This window comes from Romboutsia timonensis (assembly GCF_900106845.1).
Classification (GTDB): Bacteria; Bacillota; Clostridia; order Peptostreptococcales; family Peptostreptococcaceae; genus Romboutsia; species Romboutsia timonensis.
The window spans coordinates 306857-323277 of record NZ_LT629849.1 but is presented as its reverse complement, the minus strand read 5'-3'; the positions used below and the strand labels follow the sequence as shown (position 1 = coordinate 323277).

At 29.0% G+C, this 16421-nt stretch carries 13 protein-coding genes and 1 rRNA gene; 3 read left to right on the top strand and 11 right to left on the bottom strand.

Translation table 11 applies throughout. From position 1 onward, the window contains the following. The 7 genes from BN7997_RS02655 to BN7997_RS02625 form a co-directional block, all read right to left on the bottom strand. Positions 1-1389 (bottom strand): 16S ribosomal RNA (locus BN7997_RS02655); the annotation flags it as partial. Positions 1390-2229: 840 nt separating this feature from the next. Then, positions 2230-3210, bottom strand: a complete 981-nt coding sequence (locus BN7997_RS02650; protein WP_071119333.1) for a glycoside hydrolase family 73 protein — start codon at positions 3208-3210, stop codon at positions 2230-2232. 131 nt (positions 3211-3341) lie between these two features. Beyond that, complete coding sequence (locus BN7997_RS02645; protein ID WP_071119332.1) at positions 3342-4394, bottom strand: ABC transporter substrate-binding protein; 1053 nt, start codon at positions 4392-4394, stop codon at positions 3342-3344. Then, positions 4394-5068, bottom strand: coding sequence for an ABC transporter permease (locus BN7997_RS02640; RefSeq protein ID WP_143023150.1), 675 nt, complete (start codon positions 5066-5068; stop codon positions 4394-4396). The genes BN7997_RS02645 and BN7997_RS02640 overlap by 1 nt, the downstream gene beginning before the upstream one ends. Before the next feature lie 104 nt (positions 5069-5172). Further along, positions 5173-6009 (bottom strand): ABC transporter permease, encoded by an 837-nt coding sequence (locus BN7997_RS02635; RefSeq protein ID WP_071119330.1) that lies wholly within the window; start codon positions 6007-6009, stop codon positions 5173-5175. 1 nt (position 6010) lies between these two features. After that, positions 6011-7054, bottom strand: coding sequence for a spermidine/putrescine ABC transporter ATP-binding protein (gene potA, locus BN7997_RS02630; protein WP_071119329.1), 1044 nt, complete (start codon positions 7052-7054; stop codon positions 6011-6013). Positions 7055-7070: 16 nt separating this feature from the next. Beyond that, positions 7071-7610, bottom strand: coding sequence for a helix-turn-helix domain-containing protein (locus BN7997_RS02625; protein ID WP_071119328.1), 540 nt, complete (start codon positions 7608-7610; stop codon positions 7071-7073). Between the two features lie 754 nt (positions 7611-8364). Here BN7997_RS02625 and BN7997_RS02620 point away from each other — a divergent pair. Then, positions 8365-9204 (top strand): CvfB family protein, encoded by an 840-nt coding sequence (locus BN7997_RS02620; protein ID WP_071119327.1) that lies wholly within the window; start codon positions 8365-8367, stop codon positions 9202-9204. 41 nt (positions 9205-9245) lie between these two features. Here BN7997_RS02620 and aspD read toward each other — a convergent pair whose 3' ends face one another. Together aspD and BN7997_RS02610 are read right to left on the bottom strand one after the other, a co-directional pair. Then, positions 9246-10871: an aspartate 4-decarboxylase gene (aspD, locus tag BN7997_RS02615; RefSeq protein ID WP_071119326.1), complete on the bottom strand. Its 1626-nt coding sequence runs from the start codon at positions 10869-10871 to the stop codon at positions 9246-9248. 341 nt (positions 10872-11212) lie between these two features. Beyond that, on the bottom strand, positions 11213-12187 hold the full coding sequence (locus BN7997_RS02610) for a dipeptidase (RefSeq protein ID WP_071119325.1): 975 nt from the start codon (positions 12185-12187) through the stop codon (positions 11213-11215). 165 nt (positions 12188-12352) lie between these two features. On the opposite strand from BN7997_RS02610, the gene BN7997_RS02605 reads away from it, so the two are divergent. Next, the gene (locus tag BN7997_RS02605) at positions 12353-13114 is read left to right on the top strand and encodes a threonine/serine exporter family protein (protein ID WP_071119324.1); all 762 of its coding nucleotides are present in this window, start codon (positions 12353-12355) and stop codon (positions 13112-13114) included. Between the two features lies 1 nt (position 13115). Then, positions 13116-13565 (top strand): threonine/serine exporter family protein, encoded by a 450-nt coding sequence (locus tag BN7997_RS02600; protein ID WP_071119323.1) that lies wholly within the window; start codon positions 13116-13118, stop codon positions 13563-13565. Positions 13566-13849: 284 nt separating this feature from the next. Here BN7997_RS02600 and ybaK read toward each other — a convergent pair whose 3' ends face one another. Both ybaK and BN7997_RS02590 read right to left on the bottom strand, forming a co-directional pair. Continuing rightward, positions 13850-14329 carry a Cys-tRNA(Pro) deacylase gene (gene ybaK, locus BN7997_RS02595; RefSeq protein WP_071119322.1) on the bottom strand — a complete coding sequence of 160 codons (480 nt, stop codon included), beginning with the start codon at positions 14327-14329 and terminating at the stop codon, positions 13850-13852. 159 nt (positions 14330-14488) lie between these two features. Continuing rightward, complete coding sequence (locus BN7997_RS02590; RefSeq protein ID WP_071119346.1) at positions 14489-16282, bottom strand: aminopeptidase P family protein; 1794 nt, start codon at positions 16280-16282, stop codon at positions 14489-14491. Positions 16283-16421 lie beyond the last annotated feature (139 nt).

The window sequence follows — 16421 nt, the reverse complement described above, 5'->3', positions numbered from 1 at the left end:
TGTCAGTTACAGTCCAGAGAGCCGCCTTCGCAACTGGTGTTCCTCCTAATATCTACGCATTTCACCGCTACACTAGGAATTCCACTCTCCTCTCCTGCACTCAAGTTTCCCAGTTTCAAAGGCTTACCACGGTTGAGCCGTAGCCTTTCACCTCTGACTTAAGAAACCACCTACGCACCCTTTACGCCCAGTAATTCCGGATAACGCTAGCCCCCTACGTATTACCGCGGCTGCTGGCACANCCCACCTTCCTCCAGGTTATCCCTGGCAGTCCCTCTAGAGTGCCCAACTTAATGCTGGCAACTAAAGGCAAGGGTTGCGCTCGTTGCGGGACTTAACCCAACATCTCACGACACGAGCTGACGACAACCATGCACCACCTGTCACTTCTGTCCCCGAAGGGAAAGATGCGATTAGGCATCGGTCAAAAGGATGTCAAGCTTAGGTAAGGTTCTTCGCGTTGCTTCGAATTAAACCACATGCTCCGCTACTTGTGCGGGTCCCCGTCAATTCCTTTGAGTTTCACTCTTGCGAGCGTACTTCCCAGGCGGAGTACTTAATGCGTTAGCTGCGCCACCGAAGGGGGTAACCTCCGACAGCTAGTACTCATCGTTTACGGCGTGGACTACCAGGGTATCTAATCCTGTTTGCTCCCCACGCTTTCGTGCCTCAGTGTCAGTTACAGTCCAGAGAGCCGCCTTCGCAACTGGTGTTCCTCCTAATATCTACGCATTTCACCGCTACACTAGGAATTCCACTCTCCTCTCCTGCACTCAAGTTTCCCAGTTTCAAAGGCTTACTACGGTTGAGCCGTAGCCTTTCACCTCTGACTTAAGAAACCACCTACGCACCCTTTACGCCCAGTAATTCCGGATAACGCTAGCCCCCTACGTATTACCGCGGCTGCTGGCACGTAGTTAGCCGGGGCTTCCTCCTCAAGTACCGTCATTATCTTCCTTGAGGACAGAGCTTTACGACCCGAAGGCCTTCATCGCTCACGCGGCGTTGCTGCATCAGGCTTTCGCCCATTGTGCAATATTCCCCACTGCTGCCTCCCGTAGGAGTTTGGACCGTGTCTCAGTTCCAATGTGGCCGATCACCCTCTCAGGTCGGCTACTGATCGTCGCCTTGGTAAGCCGTTACCTTACCAACTAGCTAATCAGACGCGGGTCCATCCTGTACCGCCGGAGCTTTGATACTTCTACCATGCGATAAAAGCATATTATCTCGTATTAGCATACCTTTCGGTATGTTATCCGTGTGTACAGGGCAGGTTACCCACGCGTTACTCACCCGTCCGCCGCTCTCTTCCGAAGAAGATCGCTCGACTTGCATGTGTTAGGCACGCCGCCAGCGTTCATCCTGAGCCAGGATCAAACTCTCAAAATAAATTCTTCGAATTTATATCGCCAACGATATATCTTCGCTACCGCTTCAGATACATCCGTTGCTCAAATAAATTTGATTACCTGCTCAGACTATCATTATCTGAATATCTGGCTTGGTTTGTTAGTTTCAATTCTATAAATTAACCTACTGTTTAATTTTCAAAGTTCTTTTTAAGCAACTATTTCGTTGCTACTTTTTGTTTTGCCCTTTTCTTAAGGACAAGTATTACTATACCATCTTAAATTTATATAGTCAATACTTTTTTTATATTTTTTTATAATTCTTTTATTATATATATTATTTATAAATTTAATTTAGTCTTATTCAATAAAAATAACCTACTTGTGTACTTATGTATCATTCCATTATTATTGTAACTTTCAGCTATTTCTATTTTACTTACTAAAAAAGATTATCTTTAGAAATTAAACTTACTCTATAAGATAATCTTTTTTAGTAAACCTTTATTTTGATTAAGATATCGAAAGTAATATTATTATAAAATCATTTTTCTTTTTAACTCCATTACTTAAATCTATAACTTGATTAAATATATCAAATATAAACTCTTGTATTTTTCATCTACGCTAATAAAATTGTCTTTTATACTAATTATAACTTTATCTTCAAAACTATTTATAGTAACTTCTATTTCCCTTAACTATGAATAAGCCCTAAGGCATTGCCAGTTAAATTTACAATGTATCTATCCATTTAATAATCATCACATAGTATCATTTTTTATATTAAGTCTTATAAGTCAATCACTAACAGTACATATACTAATATAATCTTTTTATTATGCTACAAACATGTTTTATATTTCATTCAACCATATTATTAATTAATCTCTTGTACTTCTCTATCTAGTAATTGTAGATTGTATTTTTTTATTAAATCTATTAATATATCCGCATATATAAGCTCTCCATCTTCATTTTTCTTTGTTGCATACCCTGCATCTTCTAATGCCTGAGCTTGAGTCGTATAATGTGTTGCTTTAAATAAACCACTTTCTTCATATCTCTTATTTTCAGTCAAGAACTTTCCGTGATCATTTATAGAATCTTTTATTGAGTCATACTTTCTAAATTTAGCTACTATTTTATCATCATAATTTTCTGAAGTATTTACTTCTACTACTTTTCCATTCCATCTTGCATCTGCCTTAACCCCAAATATATTATTACTATTTTTACTTAAATCTGACTCTCCCCATCTAGATTCTAATATTGCTTGTCCTACTGTTATTGATGGTAATATTTTATACTTTTCATAATTTTCATAAGATAATTCAGATACTTTTTTTATAAATTTAATTTTTTTATCCTGATTTTTCAATGTGTCTTTGGCTAAATAACTTCCCTTTAATTCTTCCAGGTATTTTTTAGCTAGCTTTTTTTGCTTATCATCAAACCCTACTTCACCTATAACTTTATCAAAACTTCTAACTTTTTTAATTTTATTCCCTTGTTCATTTACTTCACTCTTAATAAATTTCTTTCCTATATCTATAACATCTTTCTTTTTTATATTAGTTAAATCTTCTTCATATCTAACCATATCTATAGCCATTAACTCTTGCCAACTTAGCTGTACTTCTTTATTTCCTATTTCATCTGCCATATCTATATAAAATTCTATTGCCGATTCTTCAATATTAACTCCTTTATACAATTCTTTTATATGCTTATCTAAATAAATAAAAGTTATCAAACTTATAAATGTTCCCAATAATATAATCGTCTTTTTAATAAATCCACCTATACTTTTATTTTTTCGCCTTTTCTTTCCTAAATGTTTTATTTTTTTCTTCCCCATAATATCTCCTCTTAATAATTACTTTAATATCATTATACTATTAGATCTTAATTGTAAGAATAGTATAGTAATATTAAAGTATAATATAAAAAAATAGCTATGTTTAAACATAGCTATTTTTTTATATTATATTATTCAGATTTTAATTCTATCCATGCTCTATCATATAATTTTATTTTATCACCTAAATCTATGAAAGTTTCACATTTATTCAATACTTCTTGTGATGGATAAGCCACTGGGTTTTCAGTTATTTCTTTATCTAATAATTTTAATGCGCCTTCATTAGGTATAGAGTATCCTATATATTCAGCATTAATCTTTGCATTTTCTGGATCTAGTAAAAAGTTTATAAATAGTTCTGCTTCTTTTTTATTCTGAGCAGTTTTTGGTATACACATCGCATCTACCCATTTATTACTACCTTCTTTAGGTATTGCATAGTCTAGATTAGGATTTTCATCCATAAGAGTTACTGCATCACCTGAGTATATTATACCCATAGCAACTTCCTCTCCTAGTAATCTATCTTTACCTTCATCATTTACATAAGCTAATACTAAATCCTTTTGCTTCATTAAAACATCTTTAGCTTCATTAATTTCTTTAAGATCTGTAGTATTCATACTATATCCTAATTTTTTTAAAGCTATTCCCATAGTATCTCTAACTGAGTCAAACATCATTATATTTCCTTTATATTTAGGATTCCATAATATATCCCAGCTATCAACAGGCTCTTTAACCATTTTTTTATTATATAGAATACCAAACGTACCCCACATATATGGAACACTATATTCATTAGTTTCATCATATATAGGATTTAAAAAACTCTTATCTATATATTTCATATTAGGTATATTCTCAAAGTCAATTTTTTGTACAAGACCTTCATTAATCATTTTTTCTACCATATAGTCAGATGGAAATACTAAGTCATAATTTGTACTTCCACTTTTTACTTTTTGATACATAGTCTCATTAGTATCATAAGTTTCATAAAGAACTTTTATTCCTGTTTCTTCTTCAAACTTGCTTATTAATGATTCATCTATATAGTCCCCAACATTATATACGTTAAGAACCGTTGTAGAATCAGTACCTTTTCCACACCCAACCATCATAGTTGCAGAAAGTACACCTATAGTCAAAAGTGATATTATTTTTTTATATATTTTCATTACTTCCCACTCCTTACTATAGATTGTTTTCTATTAGATAATAAAAGTAATCCAAGTACTACTGCAAACATTATAGTAGATAATGCATTTATCTCTGGCTTTATACCTCTTCTAGCCATACCATAAATTTCTATTGAAAGATTACTAACTCCATTTCCTGTATTGAAGAAACTTATTATAAAATCATCAATAGACATAGTAAATGCCATTAAAAAACCTGATATTATCCCTGGTTTTATTTGGGGAAGTATAACTTTTCTAAGTGCATACATAGGTGTAGCACCTAAATCCATTGCTGCTTCTTCTATATTCTGAGGTAAAGTTCTTACCTTTGGTAAAACAGATAATATAACATAAGGTATACTAAACATTATGTGAGATAAAAGCATTGTTGTGAAACCAAACTCTATATTAACAAAAGCAAATAAACTCATTAATGCTACTGCTGTAACTATATCCGGATTTAATACTGGAAGATAGTTAATATTAAGTAATAACTTTCTTGGTTTTGTTTTCATTTTATTTATTCCAATTGCACTTATAGTACCTATTATAGTAGCTATAACTGAAGATAATATAGCAACTAAAAGTGTATAATACAGTGCACTCATTATACTTTCATTGTGTAAAAGACTTTTATACCACTTGAATGTAAATCCGCCCCAGTGAGCCATTGATTTAGAGTCATTAAAAGAAAATACAACTAAAGCAAATATTGGTGCATATAAGAATAAAAATACTAAAAATAAGTAGATATTAGATATATATTTCTTTAACTTTAAAATAATAACCCACCGCCTTCCTTATCAGATTCATCCTCAAATCTAGACATTACAGCCATAGATATAAGTATTATTATCATCATAAATATTGATACCGCAGACCCAAAGTTCCAATCTCCAACTACTGTAAATTGTTGTTCTATTAAGTCTCCTATTAACATAAACTTACCACCACCTAATAATCTAGATATGGCAAATGTAGTAACTGCCGGCATAAATACCATAGTTATTCCAGATACAACTCCCGGTAAGCTTAAAGGGAATATAACTTTAGTAAATACTTGGAAGCTATTTGCTCCTAAATCACGTGCTGCATTAATTAAGTCATTATCCATTTTAGATAATGAGTTAAATATAGGAAGGACCATAAATGGTAGGAAGTTATAAACCATACCAAGTAATATAGCTGTATTAGTATATAAAATACTTGTATGAGGTATTCCAAACCAACCTAAAAATGTATTTAATAATCCATTCTTACCTAATATTGCAACCCATGCATATGTTCTAAGTAAAAAGTTCATCCACATTGGCAAAATAAATAATAATATTAATGTTCCTCTTTTACTAACATTAACTTTAGATATTAAATATGCTACAGGGTATCCAACAATCAAACAAATTAATGTTGAGCCTCCTGCTAAAATTATAGATCTTAAAAATACTTTGAAATAAATTGGATCCATTAAATCTCTATAATTTGCTATAGAAAATACTTGTTTTCCATCAATTTTTTGCGTAAAACTAAAAAGTACTACTAGTATTAAAGGGATTACTATAAATATGGCACTCCATATTATATATGGATAAGCTAAAAAAGATTTTTTCTTCATTTTAGTTCTCTTCTTTTCTCATTATGTGAATATCTTCAGGATATATATCTATACCTAACTCTGAGCCAACTTCTGCACTCTTAGTATTGTGAAGCATCCACACTCTATCATTTTCTTTAACTAAAATTTCATAATGTACACCTTTAAATACTGTAGATGTAACTATACCTTTTAGCATCCCTTCATTTGGTTCTACCATTTTTATATCTTCAGGTCTTATAACAACCTCTATATTTTCATTTTTTTCAAATCCCTTATCTACACAATCAAATACTTTACCACAAAATTCAACTTTAAAATCATCTAACATAATACCATCAAATATATTACTTTCTCCTATAAATCTAGCTACAAAAGAGTTTTTAGGTTCATTGTATATATCCTCTGGTGTACCCATTTGTTGTATTTTACCTTTATTCATTACTACTATTGTATCAGACATACTAAGCGCTTCTTCTTGGTCATGAGTTACAAATATAAAAGTTATTCCAAGCTTTTGTTGCATTCTTTTTAACTCAATTTGCATTTCTTGTCTTAACTTTAAGTCTAAAGCACCTAAAGGTTCATCTAGTAATAATACCTTTGGTTCATTAACTAATGCTCTTGCTATAGCTATTCTTTGTTGTTGACCTCCACTTAAGGAGTCTACTTTTCTATTTTCATATCCTTCTAAAGCAACTAACTTTAGCATCTCCTTTACTTTTCTATCTATCTCTTCCTTTGGTAACTTTTTTATTCTTAATCCAAAGGCTATATTTTCATATATATTCATATGAGGGAATAAAGCATATTTTTGGAATACTGTATTTACTGGTCTTTGATAAGGAGGAGTATTATTTATATCCTTTCCTTCGAAAATCACCTTACCATCATCTGCATATTCAAATCCTGCTATTATTTTTAAAGTAGTAGTCTTTCCACAACCACTAGGCCCTAACAATGTTAGAAATTCATTCTTTTTTATATTTAGTGAAAAGTTATCTAGTATAGTTAACTCATCATAAGACTTACATAAGTTTTTTAATTCAATTATATTTTCTACCAATTATTACACCTCTTTCTTAAAATGATGGCGGAGTACTTACCCAAATTACTTTAGCAACTGTTTTACCCGCATTTGATATATAATGATTAGCTCTTGGTTTAAAATAAAAACTTTCACCCTTTTTTACTTTATTTTTCTTATCACCTATATGTAAATATATTGAACCTGATAAAACATATCCGAACTCTTCACCTTGATGTGGTTTTTCTTCTTTATATTGTCCACCAGATTCTAAAGTTATTATTATTGGTTCCATTTCATTTTTTTGTGAATTAGGTACCAGCCATTTTAAAGTATATTTTAAGTCTTCATCTTCGGTTTCAAACATATCATCTTTTGTAAAACATATTCTCTCATCATCTATCTCATTGAAAAATTCCCTTAAATTAGTTCCTAATATTTCAAGTATATCTATAAGAGTAGCAATGGATGGTGATGTTAAGTTATTTTCTAATTGCGATATAAATCCTTTAGATAGTTCACATCTATTAGCTAATTCTTCTTGCGTTAGCTGTTTTTCAATTCTCATACGTTTTATTTTCTCACCTATATCCATAGTCTCACCTCCTAGTTATTTTGTTTTTATAAGTAAACATTGTGTTTAAAATTTCTAAACAACAAAACTTATTATATAAAAAATCAATATATTATTCAATAGTTTTTTTATTATTTTTATTTTTTATTTCAGTATAAATAATCCTTAAATTTCAATGTTTTTAATATAAATATCTATATCTGTGTTTATATTAATATTTATAAAGTTTAGTATCGCTAACTTATCTTTTAATTTATAAAATTTAATTATTTGATATTTAGTTTTAAACAAAACCTTAACTTTTAATATTCCTATTTATATAATTTACAATATATCTTAACTTACTCATAGAATAACGGTAAACTTATATATTTAAATAAAAAATTTCCGATTTACTAGATACAATTTTTTATATGATACCATTTTATAATTTTCTTCTTTTAATTTACTTGCTACTTATTTATCTAATATCAATATACAATCCCCCTATAACTAAAATTTCTCTATTTATGATAACCAATTTTATAAAGTTATCGTAATTTTCTAATTCCATATCTTATTTAATGGCTACTTTATTTCCTAGCACCAGTAGCTGTGATTAACATGTATAAATTTCAGTATAGTTATTGTTTATTTTTATCATTCTAACAAATATTAATAATATTTTTATTTCTTAATATTAAAATTACGTTTTAGCCTATAATATATCTTTTTTTTATGATATTATATATAAATTATAATCACAAAATACTAATGCATAAGGAGATGAACAAATTTGATAAAAATAGGAGATTTTAATAAGCTTGAAGTTAAAAGATCTACTGATTTCGGTTATTTTTTAGATGGAAAAACTAATAACTCAAAAGACGATATACTTCTTCATAAAAGATTAATCGGAAAAAATGAAGTTAATGTTGGAGATACAGTTAATGCATTTATATATATAGACTCTGAAGGCAGAAAAGCTGCAACTTTAATACCTCCAAAAGCTAAAGTAAATGAAGTTGCTTACTTAAAGGTAGTTGCTCATACTAAAATAGGAAGCTTTATAGATATTGGATTACAAAAAGATATCCTAGTTCCTTTTAAAGCTAAGACTTACGATTTAGAAAAAGGACATAGATATTTATTCCATATATACTTAGACAAAACAGGAAGACTTGCAGCTACCACTGATATAGATCAATATCTAACTACAGATCATAACTATAATATTGGTGATAGTGTAGAAGGTATAGTATATGGATTCCAAACTAATAACTCAGCTATGGTATGTGTTGATAATAAATATGCTGGTGTTATACTTCATAATGAATATTTCACTGAATTAAATATAGGAGATAAATTAACTTTAAACGTTATAAATATTTATGAAGATGATAAACTTGGATTATCACCTAGACAAAGCAGAAAAGAAGAATTAGATATATTAGAGAAATCTATAATGAACTATTTAGAAGGTGCTGATGGACATATGAGATTTAATGATAAATCTACTCCTGAAGAGTTAGTTACTGTATTTAATACTAGTAAGAAAAATTTCAAAAGAGCTTTAGGAGTTCTTATGAAAAAAGATTTAATATATCAAAATGAAAATGGAACATATTTAAAATAAATAAAAATAAGGATTTCATTATTTGAAATCCTTATTTTTATTTATTTCTTAGAATTCTTCCAATCTTTTGCATACTCATCAAATAATCCATTTATTCCTTTACCAATTTCAACATATTGCTCATCATATAAATTTGCAAGAGATACGCGTATAGACCAAGATGGCCCTTCAAACCCACTACCATTTAATAGTACTATTCTATGTTTTTCTGCTAACTCGAATAGAAATTCTATAGAATCTCTTTTTGTTTTTAAATATTGTGCAAACTCTTCGCCATATTTCATTCTAGCCCATACTAATAAGTCATATTCATCATAGTAATTAGTGCTATATGAATCATTTTTAAGAGGTAATCCTATTAAGTTTTCATATAGTAATTCTTTACGTTGCTTACATATTTTTTTAGTTTGCTCTTTATATCTTAAGCCTTGATTTAACATACCAAATATAGAGAATATAGCCATTTGAACTTGTTGCGGTGTTGATAATCCTGCTGTATGATTTAACGCAACTTGCCTACTATCTGCGACTATTCTATCTATAAATGAAAGTTTTTCTACTTCATTAGTTAATGAAGCATATCTTATTCTTATTCTTTCTTTTTCTTGAGAAGAGTGATTTGCTATACGTTTATTATATACATTATCTTTAGCTAAAGCTATTACACCAAGTCTCCATCCTGTAGCTCCAAAATATTTAGAATATGAGTATACGCCTAATGTATTGTATGGCATTGTAACCATTAAAGATTTAAACTTATCGCAAAAAGTCCCATAAACATCATCAGTTACTATCATTAAATCAGGATTATGCTCTTTAACTATTTGTTTTAAATAATACATTCCTTCTTCATTTATAGCTACTGATGGTGGGTTACTTGGATTAACTACACAAAGACATTTTATACTTTGATCCTTTAATTTATCAAGTTCTTCTTTAGGATATTGCCATGTATGACGTCCTTTATCATTCATCTCTGATGCATATATATATGTTACATCAAAGTTGTATCTAGGAAGCTTTGGTATATCTAAGTACGGTGTAAATATAGGTACCATAAGCGCTATCTTATCACCTTCATTCATTAAACCATTAGCTTTCATAGAATCAAATATATAACACATAGCTGCAGTACCACCTTCTACTGCAAATATATCATGAGTGTCTGTTTCAGGGTCTCCACCCATTTCTTTTATTAAATATTCTCTTACTATTTTCTCTATATGGACTAACATTCTATCTGGTACTGGATAGTTATCTCCTATTATTGCATCAACTAATTCAAATACCCAGTCATCTGGCTCAAATCCATGTTCTCTTATGCCGTATTCTATTACTTCTTCTAGTAGATCAATACCACCAGCATCTTTATTATTTTTACAGTATTCTTTAAATCTATCATATATACCTTTTTTAAATGGCATTCCTGCTAAATCCCCATCACACCAAACTCTTTGTGTTTCATCTACAGCAAATTGACCTAATGTAAAAAATGCTCTTCTTGGAGTTGCCGCTGTCCAGTTAGGATTTCCTCTACCTGCATTAAGCATTTGATCTGTACTTTTCTCTTGTGATTTTTTTGCTATATGTATTAATTCGTCTTTTATTTCAAATGGACTTAATAGCTTTACTTTTTCAATCATTTCTTTTCTATTTTTATTATCCATAACAAACTCCTTTCCTATAATAGTCTAATTTTTGCATTTAGATAAAGCACTATGAATCATTAGCTGTTGTACAATCCATCTCACATTTTATTCTTGCTTAATTTTTACATCTTTCAAGTCTATTATTCACTTATTAGTTTCAATTCATTTTGTATTAATTTTCCTATTTACATAAAATAAAAACTACTCTTCATAATATATTCTAATAATATATCCCTCGACATTTTACATTTTCATTTCCCAAGAAATAACTATATTTCTTATAATCTTCTTTTTCTTAACAATATAAATAAGTTAAATAAAAAAATCACCTAATAAGGTATATTAAGTGATTTTTTCATTTATTTTATTATCTCTTTTATAACTCTATAGAAATTCTTGTAACATATTTTCTCTATATCTTCTTTAGAATAACCTCTCTTTTCCAATACGCTTATTATATTTTTAGCTTTTGTAGTATCTTCAAGACCTCTAACTCCATACGTATAGGTACTTGCATAATGCTTTAATGTATCTGCATTTAAGTATTCAGCAAAGTCAAATCCTAAGCCTATATGATCAATCCCCATTACCTCTACCATATGATCTATATGATCTACTAAATGTTCTACTGTTCGTTTTTCTAAATCTGAGCTTACAAACTCTTCATATGAATTTACTCCTACTACACCATTTCGTATAGCAATTTCCCTTAACTGATCATCTGTAAGATTTCTAGGAACATCACAAAGACTTCTACAATTTGAGTGTGATGCTATAAATGGTTTTGTTGCTACTTTACATATATCCCAAAAAGTTTTTTCATTAGTATGAGATACATCCAATATCATACCTAGTTCTTCCATTTTTTTTATAAGCTTAGCTCCATCTTCAGTTAAACCTCTATCAGTATTTCCCTTTGCTCCTGTTGCTAATTTATTTTCCTCATTCCAAGTAAGACTTGCATGTCTAACACCAAACGAATATAATTTTTCTACATCATCTATATTATCATCTATCGCCTGTAAACCTTCCATACCTATTAATATAGCTATTTTATTACTTTTCTTAGCTATATCAAAATCTTCACTTTTCTTAACTATATGCACTATATCATCGCAATCCTTTATTTCTTCTTTTATTTTACTTAATATTTGTGTAGTTCTATATTTAGGATTTTTATCATAAGGTGGATCTACCCAAACAACAAATATACCTCCATTTATATCTGACTCTTTAAATTTATTTAAGTGATAATTCCTCATAATATCTCGTTCTCCCTCTAGCCTTTTTCTAGCTACATGAGTCCATATATCACAATGAGCATCAAATATCATATAATCTCTCCTTTTTTGCATTATTGATTTAAATTATATACCATTAATATTATTTTAGCTATTATACATTTAAATAAATTAATTTTTTAATCTTTTAGAAACTAGTATATTAAAGTTACATATAATGTTATAATACCATTGCTATCATTTAAATGGAGGTTTTTTATGAATATTAATAAATTACTTAAGTTTTCTTCAGATGCCGGAAAGTTAATGTTACAAAGCGGTGGAGAAACTTATCGAGTTGAAGAAACTGTATCTAGAATATGCCAATCTTTTGATGTTGATGAAGTTGAGGTATTTGCTTCCCCAACTGCGGTTATGATTTCTATATCATTTAATGGAGAAATTCATTCTATCGTAAAAAGAATAAATTCTAGGGGAATAGACTTAAATATGGTACATAATATAAATTCTTTATCTAGAGAAATATATCAACATAGACCTAGTATTGATGTTTGCGAAGAGAAATTAAAAGATATTTGCAGATCTAATTCTTACTCTTTAATCAAAAATTTATTTTTCGCTGGAGTTTCTACTTCCACATTTACGATACTATTTAATGGTGGGATTAGAGAGTTTTTATGCGCATTTTTCATAGGAGTTTTAACTAAATTAGTATCTACAAACCTAGAAAAATCTAACTTAAATGATTTTTTTATAAACATAATTTGTGGTGGCCTTGTAGCTATTTCTTCCATAGTATGTCTGCATTTTGGGATAATCAAAGATTTAGATAAGTTAATAGCTGGAAGTATAATGCTATTAGTTCCAGGCCTTGCACTTACAAATTCTATTAGAGATTTATTAGAGGGTCAACTAGTGTCTGGTCTCACTAGAGCTGCTGAAGCATTTTTTGTAGGTCTATCCGCAGCTATTGGAACTGGTTCTATCCTCCATATTTATTTAAGATTAGGAGGTTTTTAATATGATAATTGAAGTAATTGCAGCATTTTTTGTTGCATATTCTTTTGGAATATTATTTAACATAAAAGGAAAATACTTAATAATTGCTGGTGGCGGTGGAGCTATTGGATGGTTTTTATATAAATTCTGTATGCAAATTGGTATTGCAGAAACTTCATCTCTTTTTATAGCATCTATCGGCTTTAGTATATATTGTGAGACTTGTGCTCGTTTATATAAAACACCTTCTACAATATTAAGTGTTTGCTGTTTAATACCTTTAGTTCCTGGTTATGGAGTTTATAATACTTTATATTCTTTCTTAAAAAAAGATTATATACAGGCTTTAGCTTATGGTTTTACTACTATATCTAATGCTTGCGCGCTAGCCTTAGGTGTAATATTTATATCTACACTTTATAGAAATCATACTTTAAATAAAATAAAAAAATTAAAAAGCATAAAAAGTTAAATAAAATATAAAAAACTCTAGCAATCACTAGAGTTTTTTATATTTTAAAACACGTACTTATTTAGTATGTATTTTAAGTTGATAAGAAATATATAATGTTTGTGGGAGTAAAACATTTCTAATGTTATTATTTACCTTTATCAGAAATATTATACACATTTTTATAAAATTCTTAATTATATGATTTTATTACAGAATTTATTTCTATAAATCTATATGCTTCTAAAATAAACTTTATTTTAAATAATGTGCATTTATTTTTAGCTAAACAACTCTTTTAACTTTTATTTAACTATATCTTTAAATTCACAATTTATTAGCTCCTGTAAATCAGTAGGTGCTAACTCAACTTGATATCCAATCTTCCCTGCACTAACTATAATAGTACTAAGACCTTTTGCACTTTCATTTATAAATGTCTTGTATAGTTTTTTCATGCCTATAGGGGAACATCCACCTCTTATGTATCCAGTAAATTTATTTATATCATTCACATTAATCATTGCTACATTTTTCTCATTAGCTAATTTAGCAGCTTTTTTTAAATCTAGATTTTCATTTACAGGTATAACATAAACATAAATATTTTTACTAGAACCTTGAGCTACTAAAGTTTTATATACTTCACTCACATCTCTTCCTATTTGATGTGCAACTTCTACACCATCAATATGTTCACCTTTTTTTGTTTCATAAGATAATATCTTATATTCTATTTTATTAGAATCTAATATTCTCATTGCATTAGTCTTTACTTTTGACATACTCTAACCCTCTTACTATCATCTTAATTATTAATCTTATTTATAATCCGTTCTATTTTAAATATAAAAAGTCCTCTATTTGAATTTTTAAATAAGGACTTTTTATAAATAGCTATAATTTAAATCATTATAAAATACTTAGTTTCATATAAAGTATTTTTATATCTCTCTTGTATAAGTCTTTAACCACTGCTTCTCTTCTTCATTTAGGTATAGTGAAATCTTATCATATACTTGTTTATGGTAATTATTTAAATAAACTTTTTCATCTTTTAATATAAGACTTTCATCTATAGCATCTAAATCAATCGGTGCAAATGTAATTACTTCAAAATCCATAAATTGACCATATTCATTTTTTTCTGCTTTTCTAACTACTATTTCATTTTCTATTCTAATTCCATGAGAATTTTCTACATATACTCCTGGCTCATTAGTTGTAACCATACCTTCCTCTAATATACATGTATCATCTATATCTTCTCTTACCTTCCATCTAAATCCATTAGGACCTTCATGTACATTTAACACAAATCCAATTCCGTGACCTGTACCACATTTATAATCTATTCCTTCTTCCCATAATGGCCCTCTAGCAAGAATATCTAAATTATAACCTCTACATCCATATAAGAATTTAGCTTTTGAAAGTCTAATCATACCTCTCACAACATTTGTAAAGTCTTTTCTAACATTTTCAGGTATAGGTCCTAATGCTATAGTCCTTGTTATATCAGTTGTTCCATCAAAATATTGCCCTCCTGAATCTACTAAGAATAAATCTCTTGGTTCTAATTTATAATTACTTTCTTCTGTAGCACTATAATGCATCATAGCTGCATGATCTTTATACGCTGCTATAGTTGAAAAACTTGGCTCTATAAATTTATCTTGTTCTCTTCTAAACTCTTCTAATTTTTGTGTTGCACTAATTTCTGTTATTTCTATTTTTCCTATATTATTTTTTAACCAATACATAAACTTAGTAAATGCTACTCCATCTTTTATATGACTATTTCTTATATTTTTTAATTCTATTTCATTTTTTATTGATTTAAATAATATAGATGGATTTCTTTCTTCTATTTTTTGAACATTAGATGGTATATTATTGTATATTGCATAATTTACTTTTGATGTATCTATTAAAACAACTTCATTCTCATCTATATTCTTTATAAACTCATATACTTCTTCATATCCTTTTATCTGAACATTTTCTTTACTTAATTCTGCTCTAATATCTTTACCTATCTTATTTTTATCAATAAATAAATAAACACTATCAATACTTATAACTGCATATGATAATACTACAGGATTTGATTTTACATCTCTACCTCTTATATTAAATAACCAAGCTATATCATCTAAAGATGCTAAAATATGAGTAGTAGCTTTTTTCTCTTTCATTACCGCTCTTATTCTAGATAACTTATCACTAAAACTTTCACCGCTATACTCAGTACCTAATAAAAATGCTTTTTCTGTAGGTAGCGAGCATCTATCTTCCCATATATCATTAACTAGGTCATATTTATATTCTATATTTATACCTTTGAAGGCTAATTTATTTGCAAGGCTTTCTCCTTCTTTTACAGACATTACTCTTCCATCAAATCCAAGAGTAGAGTTTTTAGGTAATTTTTCTAATAAATATTCTTCTATAGTAGGTACGCCCTCTTCTCCCATTTTAAATAGCTTTATACCACTATCTTTTAACTCATTCTCTGCTTGTATAAAATATCTTCCATCAGTCCAAAGCCCAGCTTCGTCCATAGATATTATTAAAGTCCCTGATGACCCTGTAAAACCTGACATAAATTCTCTAGACTTAAAATAATCACCTACATATTCACTTTGATGATAATCTGATGATGGAACTATATATGCATATATATTTTTTTCTTTCATTAAATCTCTTATATTCTCTATTCTTTGTTTTATCATAATATATGTACTCCTTTTCATAGTATTTTTATTTTATCTATGTCTATCTATATAGAAAATTAAAAATCTAAATTTATATATTTTATACCTATATAAATTTCTTTTTTCTCTTAAATTGTACTTCATTTACTTATTTTCACAG

Coding starts and splice junctions, on each gene's coding strand:
- BN7997_RS02650 (WP_071119333.1), bottom strand. CDS start 3,210: ATGGGGAAGAAAAAAATAAAACATTTAGGAAAGAAAAGGCGAAAAAAT.
- BN7997_RS02645 (WP_071119332.1), bottom strand. CDS start 4,394: ATGAAAATATATAAAAAAATAATATCACTTTTGACTATAGGTGTACTT.
- BN7997_RS02640 (WP_143023150.1), bottom strand. CDS start 5,068: ATGGCTCACTGGGGCGGATTTACATTCAAGTGGTATAAAAGTCTTTTA.
- BN7997_RS02635 (WP_071119330.1), bottom strand. CDS start 6,009: ATGAAGAAAAAATCTTTTTTAGCTTATCCATATATAATATGGAGTGCC.
- BN7997_RS02625 (WP_071119328.1), bottom strand. CDS start 7,610: ATGGATATAGGTGAGAAAATAAAACGTATGAGAATTGAAAAACAGCTA.
- aspD (WP_071119326.1), bottom strand. CDS start 10,871: ATGGATAATAAAAATAGAAAAGAAATGATTGAAAAAGTAAAGCTATTA.
- BN7997_RS02610 (WP_071119325.1), bottom strand. CDS start 12,187: ATGATATTTGATGCTCATTGTGATATATGGACTCATGTAGCTAGAAAA.
- BN7997_RS02605 (WP_071119324.1), top strand. CDS start 12,353: ATGAATATTAATAAATTACTTAAGTTTTCTTCAGATGCCGGAAAGTTA.
- BN7997_RS02600 (WP_071119323.1), top strand. CDS start 13,116: ATGATAATTGAAGTAATTGCAGCATTTTTTGTTGCATATTCTTTTGGA.
- ybaK (WP_071119322.1), bottom strand. CDS start 14,329: ATGTCAAAAGTAAAGACTAATGCAATGAGAATATTAGATTCTAATAAA.